A 22,580-nucleotide genomic window follows, 5' to 3' on the forward strand; every position below is an offset into this window, starting at 1 on the left:
TAAATTGCTGTTTAATTAATAGCCATTGAAACCATTGATTCTCATTGTTGACGATAATGTTAGCTATGTTGAACGGATGCTCTCCATCCTTTCGGAGGATTTTAACGCCGCAGCGTTTCATACGGCTACTAATTATGAGGATGCAACTGCTCTTATTAATGAACTGAACCCACAAATTGCCATGCTGGATATAAATCTGCCGGGCAAAAGCGGGATCGACATTCTCAATTTTATCAAACAAAGTAACAGCGATTGCCGGGTGATCATGATCACCAACCATGCTTTTGAAAGCTACCGCAAAAAGTGTTTGGAGCTTGGAGCTGAACATTTTCTTGATAAGAGCTCCGATTTTGAAAAGATATCAGCCATCCTGAGTGAGATGCTTGCACAGTCTAACTAAGCATTTTGAGTTCCTGTCCCCCTCTTTGTTTGCCCCGAAATATTTACATTTATTCATGCTTAAAACAGGATTGCTTTTTCTGTTATTACACTGTCATATTGTTGGCTTAAATGCTCAGCAACCTGCTGTAAGCAACGGAGAGTTACGTCGGTTCCCGGATTTCCCCTCTTCTTTTGTTGGAGCTAGAAATATAGATGTATGGTTGCCATCTGGCTATTCCTCAAAAAAGAAATATGCTGTACTGTATATGCACGATGGACAAATGCTTTTCGACTCAACTGTTACATGGAATAAACAGGAATGGGGGGTAGATGAAGCAATGACCAAATTGCTAAACGAGAAAAAAATAAAAGACTGTATTGTAGTAGGTGTTTGGAATACCGGTACGATGCGGCACGCAGACTACTTTCCACAAAAACCATTTTTATCGTTAACTCCCGAACAGCAGGATTCAATTTATAAAGCAACACGTGGCAACGGGTATACATTATTTGCTTCAGCGGTGCAATCTGATGCATATCTCAAATTTCTTGTATCAGAACTTAAGCCATTTATTGATAAAACTTTCTCCGTGAAAACTGATCGGGCCAATACATTCATCGCAGGTTCAAGTATGGGTGGATTGATTTCGATGTATGCCATCTGCGAATATCCCAATGTGTTTGGTGGAGCTGCTTGTTTAAGCACACATTGGCCGGGTATATTTGCAACGGAGAATAATCCAATACCAGCCACATTCATTCGTTATCTTAAAAATAATTTGCCCAATCCATCTTCACACAAAATTTACTTTGATTACGGAACTGCAGGGCTTGATTCATTGTATAAGCCGTTTCAACTGCAAGCCGATGAAGTTATGAAAGCGAAGGGTTATACTTCTATAAATTGGCTGAGCAAAGAATTTACCGGCGAAGATCATTCTGAAAATGCCTGGCGCAAACGCTTAAACTTACCGTTAATTTTTTTGCTGAAAAAATAAAAGCCGCTCACCGTAGCTGGTACACTTCCATCCATCGTTCAAACAGATCTCTTTCCAGTAAACGAAGCATTGCAGGATCTTTGCTGTAAGCTGTACGCAATTGCTTCAACTGCTGCTCAATAATTTCTTTATCATTTGCTGCAGGTAGTATGGCAAGAAATGGAATTACTGCAGATTTAGCATCAGATGGAATAGCATTCCATGCAAGCAGCGCAGCACTACTGTCGGTTTTAAACAACTGCTCTGTCAATATAAAAGAATGTTGATTACGGATGATAGTGTCAATACTGTCTTTATTAAGACGGATATGTAATTTGTAAGGAATATTTTTTTGCTCAGACTTCCATTGAAGCGTAACCGGGAATGAAAAAATAAAGCTGCTGTCGAGAGGTAATTGCATTGCTTTTTTTCCCCTGAACACCACAGCCGTTACTTTCTGTTGCTCGTCTGCATTTTCGCTTTGTAAAAATTTATCAAACACATAACTGAAAAAGCCTGATGAAAGTGAATTTGTAGTTCCACTTTTGAAGAGCTGGCTTATACGGCTGAAAGTATAAGTGCCTGGTTTATTCAGTAATAATGATTTGCCATCGTTCTGTACCAGCATTACATCGGCTTGCGGCTGCACTATAATTGCGTGAGGAGCCATTAAAAACATACCACGCCTGGCTATTTCTTTTTTGCCATTTTCAACACGCTGTACGTTTTTGTTTACATGATAGAGCAGGTATTTCTGATCAACACCTGCATGTGCAAAAGATTGGTGCAACAAAAGCAATATGAAAAATAATTTACGCATGGTTATTCGTTCCTAAAAAAGCTGAATGGAAAGATATGTTCAAGTTATGTCTCAGAAAGTTAAGCAAAGCTTCGTATAAATTTATAAAAGTTGGAAGTAAAACAAAACAGGCAAGCAATAACCCCGGATCAAATTTCAGATTGAAATAGCTGTACGTAAGCAGGGTGAGAAAAACCACCAGCAGGCTGCCCACAAGTTGCAGTAATGTGCCAACGGAATTAAACCAGAGATCGCCTTTAAAAAAGAGACCGCACATAATGGGCAATAGAAGCCAAATTAGGAGGAATGATAAGACAGCCGTTAACCATCTTGGTATAACCCGTATATGATCATTTTCCAAAATCATCCGAAGAATGTTTGCATGAATAACTGAACCGTACATATCAGGGTAACTGCGTCCCGATAAACGGGTATTAAGCGGAGTAAATAATTTGTCTTCTTCAAGCTGAGCAGTGCCTCGCTGAGAAGGAATGCCAAGAAATCCGATTAATATAATTTTATCTTTTAGTTGAGTAACATCAAACCCGGAATCCATCACCTCATCAAAATCGAAATAGTTGAAGTTGGCAAGGTTGCCATAGTAATGAATTTCTGTTTGCCTGTTTCGCTTTTTCTTTAGTTCCCGGTAAGTGGCTGGATTGAATTTTTTAAGAATGCAACTGGTAAATGCTTCCTGCTCTTTATTGAAAGGATAGTAGTAACGGATAGTAGAAAATTCGGCATGTTCGCCGGCTACATTAATATACCCGTCTTTGGTTTTGGTAAAAAAAGTATCGGTGTAAATGGAGGCTTCCTGATGTTCGAAATTGGCAGCATAACCAAGAACATAATTATCATGTTTATTGAATGCCTGTTGAAGCAAACTGTCATCTTCGTTTTTACGCTGTGCAAAGATGATATCCAGTGCGACAACTTTTGGCCCGACTTCCTGTATTTGTTGTAATAAAAAGGCGAGTTCTTTCCTGCTTTTGTTTTCTGCATTAATGAGCACAAGATGTTTGTTATAGATATTGTTTTTATCCTGCACTTTATTGTAATACAGATCCGTTAATGTAAAATCATGAAACGCTTCAGTGAATGGATCGAAGATGGAAAAATTGAGGATCACCAGCGACAGCAGTGATACACAACCGAAAATAAACAGGTTGAGCAGCAGGTATTCACCAAAGAATTTTTTCATGTTACTGTAATCGTGTATAAACAAAGAAGGGTATAAACGGTCGTTTATACCCTTGTACTTCTAATGGGTTTACTTAGCGTTTCAGGTTTAATGTAAACACACGGCTATCATTGCAATAGCTGCTGTTGCTCCAATACAAAGATTTGTCAGTTGTTTCAGCATACCATTTTGTCCAGTTGCCAGGTACCCATACATCAATACGAACTGAAGTTGCGTATGGAGAAAGACGACCTTGGTAAATGCCTTCTACCCAAATGTCAACATAGTGACCGGTAAAATTATCGAAGTATGCATAGCAATAGCCACGGGTTTTCTTTTCACGTGGACCACCTTCAGGGCCAGGGAGATCTTTCTTTTCTTTTACTTCCTGAGCAATAACAGCCACTTTCTTTTTAGGGGCAGCTTGTGCATTTGCTTTGTTGCCAAATGCAACGGTTAAACCGATAATAGCGATCGTAAGGAACACTAACTTTTTCATACTGTTTGATTTTGTTGATTTGTGATAAATGATGGTTTAAAGATTTATTGTTTTTTAGGAACGATCTTAAAGGGTATCGAATGAATATTCACAGCATCAGGTTGAATGGTTTCTTCACCACTGCCACGTGTTTGCACACCTTCCGTTTTATTGATGCCCTGCATTAATTTTTCAAATGGATTATTAGGCTTAGGCGTGTCGCCACGATTGAGACCCGGTGCAGCAAACACCTGGCGAAGATTCAACGCCGACTTCGCTGCGATCAGCTTTAATACATTCATTCCATCTGGCGGACCAATGCGGAAGATCCTTGTTAAACGAACCGTATCGCCGGGATTAATAAAACAATCCATTGGTTGTTGATTGACCGCAGGAAACAACACATTTACAATATTATCGGGTTGTATTTCAAGGATGTTATAATAAAGACGTTCTTGTCCATTGTTGATGATGCGTAAATTGTACCTGTCGTCATGTTGAAATACAATATTGCCTGAGGCATCTTTAATGGTCTTCTCAGGAAGATCTTTGATGATTGCATTATTATTTCCTTCTGCTTTTTTATAATCAATCGGAATAAATTCAAACACAACATTCAACTCTTCATTTTTCATATTGAGGTTGCGCAGGTAAGCAGCACGTCCATAGGCAGCAATCTTTGCACTGATGAATGTGGCGAGTTGTTCTTCAGTTGATGTTTTACTGCATACACCCAACCTGTAATCGCCGGAAGTAGAAATGTAAATAGAGTCGGTACTGAAACCAGCCGCACCATATTCAACAAACACATCACCTTGTGCTTCGGTAAGTTTCGCTTGCTTGATCTGAGAAACAATTTTTTTAACTGATGATGTAAGTGCTGCATCTGAAGATTTAATGGTAACAGGTACAGTAAGATCACCAAAGCTTACTTCATCTAAAAATGTCCAGGCGGTTTTTAAAACATCTTCACTTAATTCGGTATCAAGTTCCACTTCGCTGCTGTAATCGCCGGCGGTAACAATTGTGCCTTTGGCAATGGGTTTTGCTGTTTTCCTGTTATAAGTGTTGGATGGATAAAGTGAAATGGTTGTACCTGCAAACACACTGTAAATTTTACCACAGGCAATGGTTATTTTTTTCTTGTTGATGATCTGTTCTGTTGCATAATAGTTTGGCTTACCTAAAGCTTTGCCACCGAATATTTCTTTATCAAGATCGCCTTCTGCATTGGGTGTTTGCCCCGGCACCATCTTACTCATCTCTAAACGAATATTGTCGAACAAGCCACGGTAACTGGTTTTGCTATCGCTTTTTGCTAATGCTTTTGAGAAAGCAAGCGACAAACTTCCGCAATGTTCATCACCACATTCCTGGTTAAGCTCCGATGCGGCTGATGCAAAAAACGCACTCATGGGTGCAAGGCCCGGTTTTGATTCGCCAAGACTGAATAAACCTTCATTAACTATTTTGGTATTTGCTGCAGGCTTGTATCCTTTGGGCGCATACTTTGTTGTTGTGCCACGGTAATTGCCAAGTCCGGATCTTGTACTTGTTCCACTATGGCAAGCATCAACGATCACCAACAGGTTGCCGTTATTCCCAAGATGCTTTCGTATTTCTTCCAGCTTTAATCCAAACACATCATCTCTCAAATGTTTTTCAACACCTGCTTCATATTCCATTGGCGAATCGTAAGTAACCAATGCTTCATCGTAGCCATCAGCTTCATCGCCGTTATCGTCGATTACCTGTTGACCATGACCGCTGAAATGAAACACACAGATATCACCCGGTTTGGGTTTTGCGATCAGCTGTTGCTGCATGGCTGTGAGAATACCTGTTTTAGTGGCTTCTTTATCTTTAATAATGCGGATGTTTTCTTCTTTAAACCCCTGGCGCTTCAATGATTCTTTGATGAGAGGGATATCGTTATCAGCATTGAGTTTGTTCCAGCCGCTTGAAGGAGCATAATTGGAAACTGCCACGATCAACGCATATTTTTCAGTTGTTTGGGCAGTTGCATGCAGCAACAAAGAGGAAAGGGTTAAAAGCAAAAAAAGTTTCATTTGATGGCCGGGGATTGGTGATCCCGTTTGCTGAAACAATGTTAGTAATGAAGTATAGCTCTTGCCATACCCTCTGCATGGTATTTTCAAGTTGGCTGAGCTTATCTTAATTCGGTCGATTGCCTCAATCTTTCTATTTTTAACACATGTGGGCTGTTCTATTTTATTTCTGTGCCGGGGTGATCTTGTACTCTTATCTTGGCTACCCGGTGCTGCTGTATATTTTTTCATTCAATCGAAAAGAAAAACCTGGTTTCAGTAATGGAGATGAACCTGCAGTATCCATGATCATTGCGGCTTATAACGAAGAAAAAGTGATTGGTTTGAAAGTGCAGAACACACTTGCACTCGATTATCCTTCTTCTAAACTTCAGATTATTGTTGCAGCTTTTGGGTCAACAGATGCCACTGAAGCTATTGCAGCATCGTTTGATCGTGTACTTGTATTACATGAACATCAACGAAAAGGGAAAGCTGCTGCTATTAACGAAGCTGTGAAACAGGCAGTTCATCCCATCATTGTATTGACCGATGCAAATACTGTTTTATCAACACAAACTTTAAAACAACTGATCGCTCCTTTTGCTGATGAACAAACGGGCGCAGTGGCAGGAGAAAAGAAAGTGATCAGTGCCGATGGAGCCGCTGTTTCAGGTGAGGGAATGTATTGGCAATACGAATCGTGGTTAAAAAAACAGGAGACAAAGTTTTATACCGTTGTTGGTGCAGCAGGCGAGCTGTTTGCCTTACGAAAAGAATTATTTGTGCCGGTGCCTGAACAAACCATTACCGATGATTTTTTCATTTCAATCAACGTGAACTTTCAATATAAGAAAGTGCAGTATGCTGCAAATGCTGTAAGTACAGAAACTGCATCTCCATCCTTAACCGATGAATGGAAACGAAAAGTAAGGATTGCAGCAGGCGGCATTCAGTCCCTTTCTTTATTGGGTAAAGCACTTAACCCGCTTCTATATCCGCTGCTGGCATTTCAGTTCTTTTCGCACAGGGTTCTGCGTTGGATGTTTTGTGCACCTGCATTGCTTTTTCTTTTTTTAAGTAACCTGCTATTGGTTCTTACCAATGCAGGTGAGGTGTTTTTGTGGTTAATGATCCTGCAGATCTTGTTTTACATATTCGCTTTAATCGGTTGGCAGTTGGCCAGAAATAACCGTTCATTTTTCCTGTTCAACATTCCGTTTTATATCGTGTTTATGCATGCGGCTATGCTGGCAGGCATAGTACGTTATGCTAACGGTCAGCAATCAGTGCTTTGGGAAAAAGCAGATCGCTAACAGTTGCTAAATGTTTCTTCAATAATTTCATATTCCTAAATTTCATTTATCAGCACAACTACTACTATACTGAGCAGCCCTATCGAATACCTGAAAGGTGTGGGTCCTTTACGTGGAGATCTGTTAAAAAAAGAACTCAACATCTTTACGTTTGGTGATTTACTCGAGCATTTTCCCTACCGCCATTTGGATAAAACCAAGATCACACCCATAGCACAAGTGAACATGAGTATGGATTATGTGCAGGTGGCAGGCCGCCTAACTGATTTTGAAATTGTAGGCGAACGAAAAGGAAAAAGACTCATTGCACATATCAGGGATAACAGCGGCACAATGGAACTTACCTGGTTCCAGGGAATTAACTGGGTGCAGAAAATGATGGCCATTGGTGAAGAATTCTTAGTGTTTGGAAAGCTGGGCTTCTTCATGGGCAAGCCGCAGATCGTTCATCCCGAACTGGAAGTACGCACGCAGGCAAACGCAGTTGGTAAATCGTTACTGGAACCGATCTATCCCACAACAGAAAAATTAAAAGTACGGGGGTTGAATGGCCGCAGTATTGCCAAACTTACTGCTGTGTTGTTGCCTCAGATCCATGTAAAAGATCTGCCCGAAAATTTGCCGGAGAGCATCATCAAAGAATTAAAATTTCCCTCCCGCTACGAAGCTTATTGCCATATTCATTTTCCTGCTGATCAATCGCAATACGACAATGCGCTGCGACGGTTGAAATTTGAAGAGCTCTTTTTTGCCCAGCTTCGCATGGGCATGATCAAGGGTAACCGTCATCGTTTTTCCAAAGGAATTGTGTTTGATAAAGTAGGGGATATCTTCAATGATTTTTATAACCATCATCTTCCTTTTCAATTAACCGGCGCACAAAAAAGAGTACTGAAAGAAATAAGACAGGATACTGCACGTGGTCACCAGATGAATCGTTTACTGCAAGGCGATGTAGGTAGTGGAAAAACCATCGTTGCTTTATTAACCATGTTGCTTGCTGCAGATAATGGTTACCAGAGTTGTTTAATGGCGCCAACGGAAATATTGGCGCAACAGCATTTCAACAGCCTCTCAAAATTGTTGAGCGAAATGAATGTGAGTATCCGCATACTCACAGGGTCAACCAAAAAAGCAGAACGGGAAAAGATATTGAGCGGGCTCCAATCTGGCGATATACAACTGCTCGTAGGTACTCATGCACTCATTGAAGGAGTGGTGCAGTTTAAAAACCTTGGGTTGGCAATCGTTGATGAGCAGCATCGCTTTGGTGTGGCACAACGTGCAGAGCTGCAAACAAAAGCCACCATTCCACCACATGTATTGGTGATGACGGCAACGCCAATTCCACGCACTATGGCGATGACGGCTTACGGCGATCTTGATTATAGTGTAATGGATGAATTACCACCGGGACGTAAACCCATCACCACTGTTCATCGTTATGAAACTGCAAGGCCTTCGATCATGGACTTTGTAAAACAGGAAATAGCCAAAGGACGACAGGCTTATTTTATTTATCCGTTGATCGAAGAAAGCTCTAAGCTGGATTTTGAAAACCTGATGAAAGGCTACGAAGAAGTAAAAGCATTTTTCCCGGAGCCAAACTACTACATCAGTATGGTGCATGGCAAACAAAAGCCTGAAATAAAGGACACCAACATGATGCGTTTTAAAACCAATGATACACAAATCATGGTGGCAACTACGGTTATTGAGGTGGGGGTTGATGTACCTAATGCAAGTGTTATGGTGATGGAAAGTGCAGAACGTTTTGGTTTATCGCAGCTTCACCAGCTGCGTGGAAGGGTGGGCCGGGGAAGCGAACAGAGTTTTTGCATTCTTTTAACAGGGCAGAAATTAACGAATGATGCCCGTGAACGGTTAAAGATAATGTGTGCAACAAATGATGGTTTCCTCATTGCAGAAAAAGATCTTGAACTGCGTGGACCAGGTGATATTGAAGGAACAAGACAGAGTGGTATGCTCAATTTTAAACTGGCGAGTATAGTGCAGGACAAAGACCTGTTGGAAATCGCAAAGAATTTGAGCGACCGTCTGCTGCAAGACGATCCGGATTTGTCTTCGGCAGAAAATTTGCTGTTGAAATCATACCTGTTGTTAAAAAAAGGAAAAACGGAGTGGAGCAGAGTGGCTTAGTGTAAAATAAGCGATAGTTATTTCCGTTTTAAAGTTTTAAATTCAAAGTCCCGTAGCATAAGAAAATATTTACATGAAAGTACTCCGACTCCTCATTACACCTTGCTTGTTTTTGGCTGCACCTCTGTTCAGCTTTTCACAACTTTATTTTGTTGAAAACAAAGGTCAGTGGGATCAACAGGTGCACTTTAAAACGGAGGCGGGCAACAGTGCTTTCTTTCTTACGAAAGATGGTTACAGCATCTTGATCAATCACCCGGAAGATTATCAGCGTTTGGCTGAATTCAATCATGGTCATGGGTTCGATTCATTGGTAAAATACAATGCAAGAGCTACAGCTCCTGAAAAAATGCGGGCGCATGCTTTTCGTGTAAAATTCCTGGGTGGCAATTTCAATTCAAAACCCATCATGGAAAAACCGCTACCGGGAATTGAAAACTATTTTATCGGCAACGATCCGTCAAAATGGGCAAGTGAATGCCGCTTGTACCAGGCGATTACTTACAAGAATGTTTACCCGAATATTGATGTGCGCTATTATGTGCAGGACGATCAGTTGAAATATGATGTAGTGGTTTATCCGGGTGCAGATGTATCAAAGATCCAGATGCGTTATGAAGGTGCCGATAAGTTAACGATCCGTGATAACGAATTGGTAGTAGGAACTTCGGTTGGTGAGGCCCGTGAGTTAAAGCCTTACACTTATCAATTTGTTAACGGCAAACGTGAAGTGGTTGGCAACAAATACAAGATAACCGGTAACACGGTAAGTTTTGATGTAAAGGCATACAACAAATCAACTACGTTAATTATTGATCCATCGTTGGTGTTCTCTTCTTTCAGCCGAAGCACGGCTGATAACTGGGGGCTTTACAGCAACACCCGGTGCTGATGGTAGTTTTTTTGGTGGTGGTATTGCACAACCGTCAGGATTCCCTACAACAGCTGGTGCAATACAAGGAACAGGAAGCGGCCCTGCCGGTGCAGGCTCTCCACCTGATATTGCCATTATCAAGTTGTCACCCGATGGAAGAACCAGGTTGTATGCAACATATCTTGGCGGCAATCAATTAGATCAGCCACACAGTCTTATTGCCGATGCAGCAGGCAATCTTGTCATTGCCGGCCGTACAAATTCAGGCGCAAACTTTCCCGGAACATTGGTAGGTACAGGAGGGGGCTATGATATTTTCGTAACAAAAATTAATGCAACCGGTACTGCCATTATTGGCTCCTTGCGTATTGGCGGCACAGGGGATGATGGTACAAATATTACTGCAACCCGTGGTGGTGCAAATTCCCTTCAACGCTTTTATGGTGATGACGGAAGAAGTGAAGTAATTCTTGATCCTGGGGGGAATATTTTACTTGCTTCTTCAACAAGATCAACAAACTTTCCAACGCAAAATGGTTTTCAAACAGGATTACTTGGAAGCCAGGATGCAGTGATCCTGAAAATAAATTCAAACTCAACAGCAGTTATCTGGAGTACAACATTGGGTGGCAATGCTGACGATGCTGGTTTTGTGTTATCCGTAAATCCATTGAGCCCTGCAAATATTTATGTGGGTGGAGGTACCAGCAGTAGCAGCAATTTCGCAGGTATAGGAGGAGGAGTTTTGCAAGGAACATATAACGGTGGTATTGCTGATGGATATGTAGCTGAACTGCAGGATAATGGGGGAAGTGTTAGTGTCGTCCGCTCAACTTATCTTGGTACAGGTAACATCGATATTGTTTATGGTGTTCAATTCGATGCAAAAGGATTTCCTTATGTAATGGGCATCACAACGGGTAACTGGCCTGTAATAAATGCAGCCTACTCGGTTGCTAATTCAAGGCAGTTTATAGCCAAGCTCCGTCCCGATCTCAGCGCTTTTGTTTACTCAACCACGTTTGGTACAAGCGGTGCACTTAATCCAAACATTTCTCCTGTTGCTTTCCTCGTTGATAATTGTGAGAATGTGTATGTTTCCGGATGGGGTGGTGGAGCAAACAGTTTCGGAGGTACATCCGGTTATCCAACTTCCGGCACAAATGGATTGCCTGTAACAGCCGATGCGTTTCAACGAAATACCGATGGAAGTGATTTTTACTTTTTTGTGTTGCAAAAAAACGCAGCTTCTCAGTTATATGGAAGTTTTTTTGGACAGTTAGGCGGTGGTGGTGGTTTAGAACATGTGGATGGTGGCACCAGCCGGTTCGATGCAAATGGGGTCATCTACCAAGCCATGTGTGCCAATTGTAAAAATGTTGCCAGCGGGGTTCCGCTTAGTGCGCCTTTCCCGATTACAGCAGGCGTATATGGTAATACAAATCCTGCAACAGGAAGTGGTTGTAATCTTGGTATGGTGAAAATGAGATTTGATTTGTCAGGTATTGATGTATCTCTCCGGGCAGTAGGAGCAAAGCAATTAAATTTCTGTTTACCGGCTACCATCCAGTTTACAGACACCATACGTGAAGCAAAGCAATATATCTGGATATGGGGAGATGGAACACGCAATGATACAACCACTGTTAATCCATTCACGCACACTTATACCAGCACAGGATTTTTTGATGTGAAAGTAATAGGTATCGATAGTAACTCTTGTAATGTAAAAGATTCAGCATTCATGCGCATTCGTGTAACAACTGATTCTGTAGATGTTGATTTCAGCTTTGCAAGACAGAATTGTAACAGTCTTACCTTCCAGTTTACCAATACAAGTGATATACGAACCGCTTCAACTCCGTTCGGCCCAAGATCGTTTATGTGGGTTTGGGGTGATGGGTCGAAGAATGATACAATACCCGGATTCTCTCCGCCGGTATCGCATACTTTCCCCGGCATAGGTTCTTATGATGTTCGCTTGGTATTGATCGATTCAAATTATTGTAACCTTGGTGACGCTGACAGTATTGTCAACTTTCAGGTAATTGATAACATCCGGGCAGGATTCAGCATCAGTTCTGTTTGTGTACCTGATACAATTAGTGTGATAGACACTTCATTGGGTGCCTTAACTTATCTATGGGTAAGCAGCGATGGTCAGCGATCAACAGATCCATTACCGGCATTTGTTTACAATACACCGGGCACCTACAGTATTACACAATACATCTTCAATCCCAATAGTTGTAATCTTGTCGATTCAACAACAAGAAGTTTTCTTGCAGTGGGTCCGCCGACAGCAGGATTCTTATACAATCCAAACCCATCACAAGAAAACACAGCTACCAGGTTTACCAGCACGGCATCGGATGATGTAGTATCGTGGTTGTGGGATTTCGGTGATGGAGGTACATCCACACAACGTGATCCTATTTACCAATACACCGCACCGGGCATTAATACAGTTTGTCAAACGGTAACAAATGCTGCCGGTTGTGTTGATTCCGTATGTATTCCGGTTGAATCCATCATCAACGTCGTAAATGATCTGCCATCGGCCTTTACACCTAATGGCGATGGTGTGAATGATATCTTCTTTGTTCGTGGATTCGGTATTACCAAAATGACTTTACGTGTATATAACCGCCAGGGATTGATGGTGTTTGAAAGCCGTTCGCAAAATATTGGATGGGACGGTACGTACAAAGGAACGCCACAACCAATGGACGCTTATGCATGGACTTTAGAAGTAGAATATTTCACCGGTGAGAAATTCCGAAAGAAAGGCGACGTAACACTCATCAGGTAACGAGTATAAAAACCTGCAGTACCCTATATCCAGATTTGACAGAACCAGAACCATCAGCTTGTGTAAACGTTTAAAAGAAGAGCTATGAACTGTAACCGTATCGTTGGGGCTGTATTGATATTGCTGTTGTTGCAAACAAATGCAACTGCACAGGATCTGCATTTCTCTCAATTCATGAATTCACCGCTTACAACTAATCCGGCTAATACAGGTTTTATTCCTGAAGCTGATTACCGTATCGGCGGCAACTTCCGCAGCCAGTGGACATCTGTTCCTGTGCCTTACAAAACCGCCAGTATTTGGGGCGATGTACAGGTGTTTCGTAACAGTATTGAAAATGGTTGGGTGGGTGTTGGTGGATTATTATTGACAGATGTAGCAGGCCGTGGCAACCTGCGTTCTAATAAAGTATATGGATCGGTTGCCTATCACCAGATGATCGGGCTAAGCAGTTTGTTAAGTGCGGGTTTTAATGCAGGGTATGCAAGCAAACGTATTGATATAACGAAGTTTACGTTCGATAATCAATGGAACGGAAAATTTTTTGATGCCGGTGCGCCTAACGGTGAAGCATTATTGACCAATGCCAACACTGCGTACTTTGATCTGCAGGTGGGTATGAACTATGCTTACTTCCCAACAGAGAATACATACATTAATGCGGGTGTTTCAGTACACCATATCAATAAGCCAAAGGAAACATTCTTCAGCAATGGTACAAACGAAGTGCCCCGCCGTTATATTGGTTTCCTGAATGGCAGTTTTAAAGTGAATGACGATTGGATCGTTAATCCCAATGCTTACTTTTCATCGCAGGCTGGCGCCAATGAAACAGTTTTCGGTGGAAACCTTGCTTACAATGTAATGGGCGATGGAAGCGTTGTGGTATTTGGTGGCGCATATTATCGTTGGGCTGATGCTGCCGTTGCAATGGTTGGTCTTGAATGGAAAGATATCCGCTTCACCTTTACATACGATGCTACCACAAGTAACCTCGGTCGCTTTAATAGCGCAAATGGTGCGTATGAATTCTCACTCATTAAGAACGGTTATTACAATGAGTATTTTGGCGATAAGAGCCAAAGGAGACAAAGTTTGTGTCCGAGGTTTTAAGTTCATTGATCTTGAAAGCAAACACTCATTCAGCGAATAGATTTTGCTGCCTGCCCGTCCTTTCCGAATTTCGCCCAAAATTCAGCACATGATCGCCGTTGATAAATATGCAAAAGTTGATCTGGAAATTGTTCAGCAACTCAAAGCCATTGTTGGCGAACAATATGTTTTTGTTGATGAAGAATCGCTCAGCAACTATGCGCACGATGAAACAGAGAATCTTCATTTTCCTCCCGAAGTGGTAGTGAAGCCACGTACAACAGAAGAGATCAGCCGCATCATGAAGCTTTGTAATGAGGCAACTATTCCCGTTACGCCACGTGGTGCAGGTACGGGTCTGGCAGGTGCCGCACTGGCAGATAAAGGCGGTGTGTTACTTTCGACTGAACGTTTGAATTCCATTTTAAAAATAGATGAACGCAATAACCAGGTTATTACCGAGCCGGGTGTTATTACCGAAGTGTTGATGGATGAGGTAAAGAAAGTAGGTTTGTTTTATCCACCTGATCCAAGCAGCAGAGGCAGTTGTTTTATTGGTGGAAATATTTCTGCAAACAGTGGCGGTCCAAAAGCAGTGAAGTATGGTGTAGTAAGAGATTATGTATTGAATCTTGAAGTGGTATTGCCAAGCGGTGAAGTGATCTGGACAGGTGCCAACGTATTGAAGAATTCAACAGGTTATAATCTTACGCATCTAATTGTTGGCAGTGAAGGAACCTTGGGCATCGTTACGAAGATTGTATTGCGGTTAATTCCGTTGCCGAAATACGATTTGCTCATGTTGGTGCCTTTCAGAAATTTAGAACAGGCAGGTGAAGCAGTGAGTGAAATTTTCAGAGCAGGATTTGTACCGAGCGGATTAGAGTTGGTGGAGATCGATGCATTGCAAATTGTAAGTAAGATGGTTGATAGTTCTGCCGTTCCTCTTACAGAAGATACAGAAGCGCATCTTATCATTGAAGTAGATGGAAACGATGTTGATGTATTGATGAAAGAGATGGAAGCAATTAGCGAACTCTTAACGAAATATGATATTGGTGAATTGTACTTTGCAGACGATGCACAGCAGAAAGCAGAGTTGTGGAAATTGCGCAGACGTGTTGCTGAAGCAGTGAAGATAGTTGGATATACAATTGAAGAAGACACCGTTGTACCAAGAGCAGAATTACCAGCGTTGATCCGAGGTGTAAAAGCGTTGGGCAAGCAGTATGATTTTAATGTGGTGTGTTATGGTCATGCAGGTGATGGTAACCTGCACATCCGTATTCATAAAGAAGGAACGCCTAACAGTTACGGTGATGCAGAAATGAACAAATGCCTGCGTGCAATGTTTGAATTGGTTTATAAGTTAGGTGGAACGATCAGCGGAGAACACGGCGTTGGGTTGATCCAGAAAGGATATATGAATATTGTGATGAAAGAAGCCAACCTTCGTTTGATGCGTGAGATTAAACGTGCATTCGATCCAAATAACATCTTGAATCCCGGTAAAATTTTTGATCTGCAATAAAACCTTATACAAATGAAAAAATCACTCTTCCTATTTTTGATGTTGATGACTTCACTTCTTTCGTTTGCACAAAATGTAGAAGAAGATGAAAAAGAAAAAGGTTTCAAACGGGATCAGTTATTTATTGGCAGCGGTGTTAACCTTGGTTTTTTCAACGGATTTATCCTTGGGTTAAACCCTGAAATTGGTTACAGCTTAAATCGTTTCATTGATGTGGGTATAGGCACCAATGTAAATCTTATTACACAAAACGATCCCAATTCTCCAACAACCTACAGGCAATGGACATTTGGTGGTGGACCATTTGTTCGTGTGTGGCCAGTGAATATGCTGTTCATTGGAGGACAATTTGAATACAATAGTATTGCATACAGTGTGAAGTCAGGGGGAGATATTGTTTTCAAGGAAAATCGTAATGCGCCGAGTATATTAGTTGGTGCCGGTTATGGAAACCGCACCATTGGTGGTAACCAGTTTTATACAAGTATTATGGTGGATGTGCTCCGCAATCCTAATTCGCCATACATTGATAGCTACAGACGATTGCAGCCTGTGTTCCGCACAACGTTCTTATTTTATTTTAAACCTAAGCGGGAACGGTAGAAAAAATTTCTGCAGGTTCGTTTACAATTACAATACGTTCTTCAGGCAGCTCGTAAAGAAAATCTTCACGAAACATCCGGCGCATATGCTCAATTAAATGCGTGTAAAACCCATTGCTGTTAACAATGAATATTTTCTTATTGTGTATCTTCAGCGTATTCCACGTGAGCATTTCAAATAATTCATCCAATGTGCCATAACCACCTGCGAGTACCACTGCCGCATCACACAATTCATACATCATCTTTTTACGCACATGCATATCTGTTACCACATGTAACTCAGTAATGCCTTTGTGCTGTGCTTCCCATTCCAATAATACTTCAGGAATAACACCAACTACATTTCCTTGTGCTTCCATTACGGAATCTGCAACAGCACCCATGATGCCTTTGCCGCCACCGCCATATACGAGTTTGATATTTTTTTCAGCCATCAACCGGCCCAGTTCTTTTGCATGTGTAATGTAGAGAGGATCGGCGCCGGCTTTTGATCCGCAAAAAACTGCAAGTGAAGTGAATTGCATACGATAAAAATATGCTGCAAAGTAAGCAAACTGTATGACCGTTCGATTAATTCTTTATCTTCATTTTTAAACAAGTCCTTATGTCGCCAGTCTTGCTGTTCTCTTTTGTATTTGGTTATTTTCTATTGCTGCTTGTGGTAGCATGGTACACTTCCAAAAATTCAAATAACGAATCATTTTTCATAGGCAACCGCAGCAGCAATTGGATGTTGGTGGCGTTTGGTATGATCGGTACTTCGCTCAGCGGTGTTACGTTTGTGAGTGTGCCTGGTGCAGTAGCAAAAGAGTCGTTTGCATATTTTCAAATTACTATCGGTTACCTTATCGGTTATATTACTATTGCATATGTATTGTTGCCCTTGTATTATAAACTCAATCTTACATCCATCTACAATTACCTGAGCGGAAGGCTTGGTTTTAAAGCTTATAAAACAGGAGCGTCTTTTTTCATTCTGTCTAGAACCTTAGGTGCAACAGCACGCTTATACCTCGTGGTGAAAATTTTACAGGATGCATTACCTGCATCAGTAAATATTCCATTTTGGGTAACAACACTTGTGATCCTTATCATGATCCTGCTTTACACCTATGAAGGTGGTGTAAAAACAATTGTATGGACCGATACCTTGCAAACAACCTGTATGCTGGCCGGGCTTGTAATTTGTGTGGGCTATCTTCTCAACCAAATGGATTTGAGTTTTGGCGACAGCCTCGTCGCCATGAATGAAAAAGGATATTCAAAGATCTTCTTCACTGATCCAGGCAGTAAATTGTTTTTTGTAAAACAGATATTGGCAGGTGCATTCATCACCATCACCATGACGGGTATGGACCAGGAGATGATGCAGAAAAATATTTCTGTAAAAACGTTAAAAGATTCGCAGAAGAATGTGCTTACACTGGGTGTAATATTAATGGTTGTGTTGATGTTGTTCCTCTTCCTCGGTGGCGTGTTATTATTGTTTGCAGAACAACAAGGCATAACTGCTGTTGGTGATAAATTATTCCCTGCTATTGCATTGAATCATATGCCGCCAATTGTGTCGGTGATCTTTATCATTGCGTTAATATCGGCCTTGTTCCCAAGTGCCGATGGTGCAATTACAGCTCTCACTTCATCGTTCTGTATCGATATCATTGGTATGCAACGGAGAACAGATCTTACTGATGCTGAAAAGAAAAAAATGCGTCAGCGTGTGCATCTTGTTTTTGCTGCTGTGTTTTTGTTATTGGTGATGGTGTACAAATGGGTGAATGAACCCAGTATGATTGGTGTCATTTTAAAAGTAGCAGCCTACACTTATGGCCCATTATTGGGTTTGTTTACGTTCGGAATTATTACCAAACGGGCCGTAAACGATAAGTTTGTTCCTTTCGTTTGTATCATCGCTCCCGTCATTTGCTTCTTCATTGATAAGTTTCAAAAACAACTGTTTGGCTCGTTTGAAGTGGGTCTTGAGCTACTCATCATCAATGGACTTTTAACCTTTATTGGGTTGTTGATGATCTCGCATAAGCAACAGGCAACAGGCAATTTGCAATAAGCAAGAAATAACAGGCAATATAAAGAGGGAATACTACCCTGGTATAACGGCTTTGCCATTTGCCTATTAACTATTCCCAATTGCCAGTTTTAAAACTATCTGTTTTATCTTTACCGAAACGTTTTTACTTGGAGTTGATCAACCCGAAGGCCGAACTTTATGCAGCACGCTTCTCTTCAACGGAAGATATGGTGCTGAAAACCATCTCAGCTGAAACGGAAGCATCACATGTACAACCCCACATGATGAGTGGGCATCTCCAGGGACAGTTCCTTGAAATCATCAGCAAACTTGTTCAGCCGAAACGCATTTTAGAGATCGGCACCATGATCGGTTACAGCACAATCTGTCTTGCAAAAGGACTTGCTGTAGACGGAGTACTACACACCATCGAGATGCGGGAGCAGGATGCAGCTATCGCCAAAAATAATTTCATCAGGGCCGGGCTGAAAGATCGTATTCAACTGCATGTGGGTAATGCGCTTGAAATCATTCCTCAACTGCAGGAAACATGGGATCTCGTATTTATTGATGCCGATAAACCCGGCTACGAAAAATACTATCAGCTGCTAAAATCACGTTTAAAGAGCGGCGGCCTCATCCTGGCAGATAATGTATTGTTTCATGGTGATGTGCTGGAAGAGGAGATCAAAGGAAAGAACGGTAAAGCCATTCATGCATTTAATGAAATGGTGAGTGCTGATGATGAAGTTGAAAAAGTAATGTTAACCCTGAGAGACGGACTGTTTCTCATTCGTAAAAAATAAAATATACTATGCAAAGACTGGTTTATTTATTCATTGCTCTTTTGTCGTTTACAGCAGTATCTGCTCAAACAATAACGATTGAAGAGTACGTAAATACCTACAAAGAAATTGCCATCAAAGAGATGATACGCACCGGCGTACCTGCATCAATTACATTAGCGCAGGGTATTGTGGAAACGGAAAGTGGAAACAGCAAGCTGGTAAAAAAATCAAACAATCATTTTGGTATTAAGTGCAAAGAAACATGGACAGGTCCAACGGTAAGTCATGATGATGATGCGCCCGGTGAATGTTTCCGTAAATATGAAAATCCGGAGCAGTCGTATATTGATCATTCTGATTTTCTACGCACACGCAAGCACTATAATTTTCTCTTCGGTCTCGATCCTGCAGACTACAAAGCATGGGCTTATGGGTTGAAGAAAGCCGGCTATGCTACCAATCCTGCTTATCCGCAGATGCTCATTAAGTATATTGAGAAATACAATCTCAACGAATATTCGTTGATCGCATTAGGTAAGAAGCAAGCTGCTGATCCGATCATCGCAAAAAAAGATGAGCCTGTTGCGCCTCAGCAAACTGTGGTGGTTGAGCCACAACAACAGATGCAAACAACAACTGTTGCTGTAGTTGAAGAAGTGAAAAAGCCGGCTGTCAATTACCCAACAGGTGAATTCAAGATCAATGAAACAAAAGTGGTGTATGCACCAAAGGGAACATCGTTTCTTGCTATTGCACAACAACACAATGTGCCGTTGAAGTGGTTATTCGATTTTAATGATCTGAAAGAAACAGAAGTGTTGGAGAAAGATCAGCTCATTTACCTGCAACGTAAACGTCGTATTGGTGTTAACCAATTCCATGTAGTTGCAAGTGGCGAAACATTGTATGATATTGCACAGGCAGAAGGCATCCGCTTAGAAGCATTGTTGCAGTTGAACTATTTGCCAGTTAATAAACAGCCTGCGCCTGGGGAGCAATTGTATTTGCAACAACCTGCACCTGCTGCACCAAAACTTCTTACAGTTGTAAATACTAAAGAAAGATCAGAACTCATCATTACTAAATAAACTGCATGTCAACCATCAAAGTCCACGATAAGTATTTTATTCCTTACATGACGGAGGCAACAGTGCTTGCCCGAATTGCTGAAATAGGAAAAGACATTGATCGTGATTATGCAGGTAAGAAGCCGCTTTTTATCGCCATTCTGAATGGTTCGTTCATGTTTGCTTCTGATCTTTTTAAATGTGTGAGCATTGATGCAGAGATCTGTTTTATCAAACTTGCTTCTTACAAAGGAACAAAGTCAACCGGGCAGGTGATCACAGCAATAGGTCTTGATACTGATATTGTCGATCGTCATGTGATCATTGTGGAAGACATTATTGATACAGGTAAAACCATGAATGAGTTTTTGCCACAGCTGCACAATCAGCAACCTGCTTCATTAAAAATTGCGGCTTTGTTACATAAACCCGAAGCAACAAAATATCCGATCACCATTGATTATTTAGGCTTTTCAGTTCCTAATAAATTCTTACTTGGTTATGGTTTGGATTATGACGGTCTTGGCCGTAACTTGAAAGAGATATACCAGCTGACCGAAAACCCTTCCTGATTTACCACTTACTAACCCGGTGAAGCAGGAATTGAACTATGAACCTAAGGTGCATTGCTTTGGTATGCTTGCTTCTCATCGCCGCAACAGCGGATGCACAATTTTATTTTCGTGGTGAAGTGAAAGATGCTGCTGGTAATGGGTTAGCATTGGTGCAGATACGACTTCACACATCCAATTCATTTTATACTTCAGGATCAACGGGAGCATTTGGTATCCCATCAACAAAAACAAAAGATACGGTCAGCTTTTTTCTGCACGGGTATGAAGAAAAAACAGTTGTGCTGAACAGCAATGAATACAATACGGTTTTGATGAAACCAAGTGTAGCCATCAGTAATCCTAAACGGAAACTTTTATCTGTAACCAGAGATAAGAAAGAAGACACAAAGGGACATTATTTTACTTCGGGAGAAACCTATTCGTCACAAGTAGAGAACAGTTTTAACCAGGCTGCTGATTATGCTTCTGTTGGTTTTGCCATGAATGTTGACAAAGCATCGTACAGCAACATTCGTCGTTTCATCAATATGAATTCAAGGGCGCCAACAGATGCCGTGCGTATTGAAGAGATGTTGAATTATTTTCCGCAGCCTTACAAAGAACCTGAACCCGGTAAAGATTTTCATGTGCAATCACAGCTTACAGATTGTCCGTGGAATCCATCGAACCGTTTATTGTTTTTACAATTGCAGGCAAGAAAGATCAATTACGATTCGTTGCCACCCAGCAATTTTGTTTTCCTGATCGATGTGAGCGGTTCAATGGATCTGCCCAATCGTTTGCCTTTATTGAAAACTGCATTTCGTATGATGGTGCAGAACCTGCGTAGCATTGATACCCTATCCATCATGTTATATGGCGGAACAGTTGGTATTGTATTGCAACCAACAGGCGGTAATGAAAAAGACAAGATCATGTCGGTTATTGATTCATTAGCAGCAGGTGGTGATACGCCGGGTGAATCAGCTATACGACAAGCTTATCGGTTGGCGCAAAGTCAGTTTATTATTGGAGGCAACAATCGTGTGATACTTGCAACTGATGGTGATTTTAATGTGGGTGAATCAAGTGAAGAAGCATTGATGCAACTGATCACACAAAAACAGCAGACAGGAATTTATTTAACCTGCCTTGGTGTTGGTATGGGTAACTATAAAGATTCAAAATTGGAAGCATTAGCGAAAAAAGGCAATGGCAATTTTGCATATCTCGATAATGTGATGGAGGCAGAGAAAGTATTGGTGAAAGAATTGATGCAGACCTTGTATGTGGTGGTTGATGATGCGTATCTCAACACCATCTTTCAAGCATCACAGGTAAAGCGATACCGTTTGATTGGGTTTGATAATCGTAAAGATGTACTCGCTGACAGCAACAGTATTCTGGAAGGTGGTGAAATAGGAACAGGTCATACGGTAACAGCTGTGTTTGAAGTGGAACTCGAAAAAGATTACAATACCGAAACACCCGTTGCTGAAGCAGAGTTAAGTTATCAATCGGTAAAAACGAAAAACAGGGTAAATGAAAAAATTCAACTGCCGTTTAATTACCAATCGTTGTATCGTGTTGACAGCAGCTATCGTTTTGCAGCAGCAGTGGCAATGTTTGGTTTGATGTTAAAACAATCGCCTTATATCAAAAATCCGAATTGGGATGCGTTGATAAACCTGCTGACTACCTGTGTAGATCCAAAAGATTACTGGCAAAATGAAATGCTGATGCTGGTGCGCAAGGCTAAAGAATTGTACAAGCCGGTAAAAGAAAAGAAACGCTGGTTTAGAAAAAGAGAACGAAAGAAAGATGAGATCATTTTATTTTGATAAAAGAAGAAGGGCAGCTTAGCTGCCCTTCTTCTTTAGGTATAAGTT

Annotated in this window: 19 protein-coding genes; 14 read left to right on the forward strand and 5 right to left on the reverse strand. The window is 41.3% G+C overall.

All coding sequences use genetic code 11. From position 1 onward, the window contains the following. The first annotated feature begins 25 nt into the window (after positions 1-25). Both H4075_RS03525 and H4075_RS03530 read left to right on the forward strand, forming a co-directional pair. Positions 26-400: a response regulator transcription factor gene (locus H4075_RS03525; protein ID WP_182804203.1), complete on the forward strand. Its 375-nt coding sequence runs from the start codon at positions 26-28 to the stop codon at positions 398-400. Positions 401-455: 55 nt separating this feature from the next. Beyond that, positions 456-1,379, forward strand: a complete 924-nt coding sequence (locus H4075_RS03530; RefSeq protein WP_182804205.1) for an alpha/beta hydrolase — start codon at positions 456-458, stop codon at positions 1,377-1,379. Between the two features lie 7 nt (positions 1,380-1,386). Here H4075_RS03530 and H4075_RS03535 read toward each other — a convergent pair whose 3' ends face one another. From H4075_RS03535 to H4075_RS03550, 4 genes are all read right to left on the reverse strand, one after another. Next, positions 1,387-2,178 (reverse strand): hypothetical protein, encoded by a 792-nt coding sequence (locus H4075_RS03535; RefSeq protein ID WP_182804207.1) that lies wholly within the window; start codon positions 2,176-2,178, stop codon positions 1,387-1,389. Continuing rightward, positions 2,171-3,358: a CHASE2 domain-containing protein gene (locus H4075_RS03540; protein ID WP_182804209.1), complete on the reverse strand. Its 1,188-nt coding sequence runs from the start codon at positions 3,356-3,358 to the stop codon at positions 2,171-2,173. Before H4075_RS03540 ends, H4075_RS03535 begins: the two co-directional genes overlap by 8 nt. 73 nt (positions 3,359-3,431) lie before the next feature. After that, positions 3,432-3,836, reverse strand: a complete 405-nt coding sequence (locus tag H4075_RS03545) for a hypothetical protein (protein ID WP_182804211.1) — start codon at positions 3,834-3,836, stop codon at positions 3,432-3,434. A 44-nt stretch (positions 3,837-3,880) separates the two neighbouring features. Further along, the gene (locus tag H4075_RS03550; protein WP_182804212.1) at positions 3,881-5,884 is read right to left on the reverse strand and encodes a caspase family protein; all 2,004 of its coding nucleotides are present in this window, start codon (positions 5,882-5,884) and stop codon (positions 3,881-3,883) included. Positions 5,885-6,030: 146 nt separating this feature from the next. Here H4075_RS03550 and H4075_RS03555 point away from each other — a divergent pair, with 146 nt between their 5' ends. The 7 genes from H4075_RS03555 to H4075_RS03585 all read left to right on the forward strand — a co-directional run bounded on the left by H4075_RS03555 (position 6,031) and on the right by H4075_RS03585 (position 16,251). Beyond that, a complete protein-coding gene (locus H4075_RS03555; protein ID WP_182804214.1) occupies positions 6,031-7,179 on the forward strand; it encodes a glycosyltransferase family 2 protein in 1,149 nt (382 codons plus the stop codon). Between the two features lie 69 nt (positions 7,180-7,248). After that, positions 7,249-9,339: an ATP-dependent DNA helicase RecG gene (recG, locus tag H4075_RS03560; RefSeq protein ID WP_255460465.1), complete on the forward strand. Its 2,091-nt coding sequence runs from the start codon at positions 7,249-7,251 to the stop codon at positions 9,337-9,339. Between the two features lie 73 nt (positions 9,340-9,412). Next, positions 9,413-10,231 (forward strand): DUF7948 domain-containing protein, encoded by an 819-nt coding sequence (locus H4075_RS03565; RefSeq protein WP_182804216.1) that lies wholly within the window; start codon positions 9,413-9,415, stop codon positions 10,229-10,231. Next, positions 10,152-13,025, forward strand: coding sequence for a gliding motility-associated C-terminal domain-containing protein (locus tag H4075_RS03570; protein ID WP_182804218.1), 2,874 nt, complete (start codon positions 10,152-10,154; stop codon positions 13,023-13,025). The genes H4075_RS03565 and H4075_RS03570 overlap by 80 nt, the downstream gene beginning before the upstream one ends. An 84-nt stretch (positions 13,026-13,109) precedes the next feature. Then, positions 13,110-14,138 carry a PorP/SprF family type IX secretion system membrane protein gene (locus H4075_RS03575; RefSeq protein ID WP_182804220.1) on the forward strand — a complete coding sequence of 343 codons (1,029 nt, stop codon included), beginning with the start codon at positions 13,110-13,112 and terminating at the stop codon, positions 14,136-14,138. A gap of 88 nt (positions 14,139-14,226) precedes the next feature. Beyond that, entirely contained in the window at positions 14,227-15,648 is a 1,422-nt protein-coding gene (locus tag H4075_RS03580; protein ID WP_182804222.1) for an FAD-binding oxidoreductase, read from the forward strand. 12 nt (positions 15,649-15,660) lie between these two features. Further along, positions 15,661-16,251 carry a hypothetical protein gene (locus H4075_RS03585; protein ID WP_182804224.1) on the forward strand — a complete coding sequence of 197 codons (591 nt, stop codon included), beginning with the start codon at positions 15,661-15,663 and terminating at the stop codon, positions 16,249-16,251. On the opposite strand, the gene H4075_RS03590 is transcribed toward H4075_RS03585, so the two are convergent. Beyond that, on the reverse strand, positions 16,235-16,777 hold the full coding sequence (locus H4075_RS03590; protein WP_182804226.1) for an LOG family protein: 543 nt from the start codon (positions 16,775-16,777) through the stop codon (positions 16,235-16,237). The two genes, H4075_RS03585 and H4075_RS03590, sit on opposite strands and share 17 nt — an antisense overlap. Before the next feature lie 80 nt (positions 16,778-16,857). Between H4075_RS03590 and H4075_RS03595 the strand changes: the two genes are divergently transcribed. From H4075_RS03595 to H4075_RS03615, 5 genes are all read left to right on the forward strand, one after another. Next, positions 16,858-18,321 carry a sodium:solute symporter gene (locus H4075_RS03595; RefSeq protein ID WP_182804228.1) on the forward strand — a complete coding sequence of 488 codons (1,464 nt, stop codon included), beginning with the start codon at positions 16,858-16,860 and terminating at the stop codon, positions 18,319-18,321. A gap of 128 nt (positions 18,322-18,449) precedes the next feature. Then, positions 18,450-19,088, forward strand: coding sequence for an O-methyltransferase (locus H4075_RS03600; protein ID WP_182804230.1), 639 nt, complete (start codon positions 18,450-18,452; stop codon positions 19,086-19,088). Positions 19,089-19,096: 8 nt separating this feature from the next. Further along, positions 19,097-20,158 (forward strand): glucosaminidase domain-containing protein, encoded by a 1,062-nt coding sequence (locus tag H4075_RS03605; RefSeq protein WP_182804232.1) that lies wholly within the window; start codon positions 19,097-19,099, stop codon positions 20,156-20,158. Positions 20,159-20,163: 5 nt separating this feature from the next. Beyond that, positions 20,164-20,709: a hypoxanthine phosphoribosyltransferase gene (gene hpt, locus H4075_RS03610; RefSeq protein ID WP_182804234.1), complete on the forward strand. Its 546-nt coding sequence runs from the start codon at positions 20,164-20,166 to the stop codon at positions 20,707-20,709. A 38-nt stretch (positions 20,710-20,747) separates the two neighbouring features. Next, positions 20,748-22,532: a vWA domain-containing protein gene (locus H4075_RS03615; protein WP_182804236.1), complete on the forward strand. Its 1,785-nt coding sequence runs from the start codon at positions 20,748-20,750 to the stop codon at positions 22,530-22,532. The last annotated feature ends 48 nt before the right edge of the window (positions 22,533-22,580 follow it).

Source organism: Lacibacter sediminis (assembly GCF_014168535.1).
GTDB lineage: Bacteria > Bacteroidota > Bacteroidia > Chitinophagales > Chitinophagaceae > Lacibacter > Lacibacter sediminis.

Coding starts and splice junctions, on each gene's coding strand:
- hpt (WP_182804234.1), top strand. CDS start 20,164: ATGTCAACCATCAAAGTCCACGATAAGTATTTTATTCCTTACATGACG.
- H4075_RS03605 (WP_182804232.1), top strand. CDS start 19,097: ATGCAAAGACTGGTTTATTTATTCATTGCTCTTTTGTCGTTTACAGCA.
- H4075_RS03550 (WP_182804212.1), bottom strand. CDS start 5,884: ATGAAACTTTTTTTGCTTTTAACCCTTTCCTCTTTGTTGCTGCATGCA.
- H4075_RS03565 (WP_182804216.1), top strand. CDS start 9,413: ATGAAAGTACTCCGACTCCTCATTACACCTTGCTTGTTTTTGGCTGCA.
- H4075_RS03615 (WP_182804236.1), top strand. CDS start 20,748: ATGAACCTAAGGTGCATTGCTTTGGTATGCTTGCTTCTCATCGCCGCA.
- H4075_RS03590 (WP_182804226.1), bottom strand. CDS start 16,777: ATGCAATTCACTTCACTTGCAGTTTTTTGCGGATCAAAAGCCGGCGCC.
- H4075_RS03595 (WP_182804228.1), top strand. CDS start 16,858: ATGTCGCCAGTCTTGCTGTTCTCTTTTGTATTTGGTTATTTTCTATTG.
- H4075_RS03540 (WP_182804209.1), bottom strand. CDS start 3,358: ATGAAAAAATTCTTTGGTGAATACCTGCTGCTCAACCTGTTTATTTTC.
- H4075_RS03555 (WP_182804214.1), top strand. CDS start 6,031: ATGTGGGCTGTTCTATTTTATTTCTGTGCCGGGGTGATCTTGTACTCT.
- H4075_RS03575 (WP_182804220.1), top strand. CDS start 13,110: ATGAACTGTAACCGTATCGTTGGGGCTGTATTGATATTGCTGTTGTTG.
- H4075_RS03530 (WP_182804205.1), top strand. CDS start 456: ATGCTTAAAACAGGATTGCTTTTTCTGTTATTACACTGTCATATTGTT.
- H4075_RS03535 (WP_182804207.1), bottom strand. CDS start 2,178: ATGCGTAAATTATTTTTCATATTGCTTTTGTTGCACCAATCTTTTGCA.
- H4075_RS03585 (WP_182804224.1), top strand. CDS start 15,661: ATGAAAAAATCACTCTTCCTATTTTTGATGTTGATGACTTCACTTCTT.
- H4075_RS03545 (WP_182804211.1), bottom strand. CDS start 3,836: ATGAAAAAGTTAGTGTTCCTTACGATCGCTATTATCGGTTTAACCGTT.
- H4075_RS03580 (WP_182804222.1), top strand. CDS start 14,227: ATGATCGCCGTTGATAAATATGCAAAAGTTGATCTGGAAATTGTTCAG.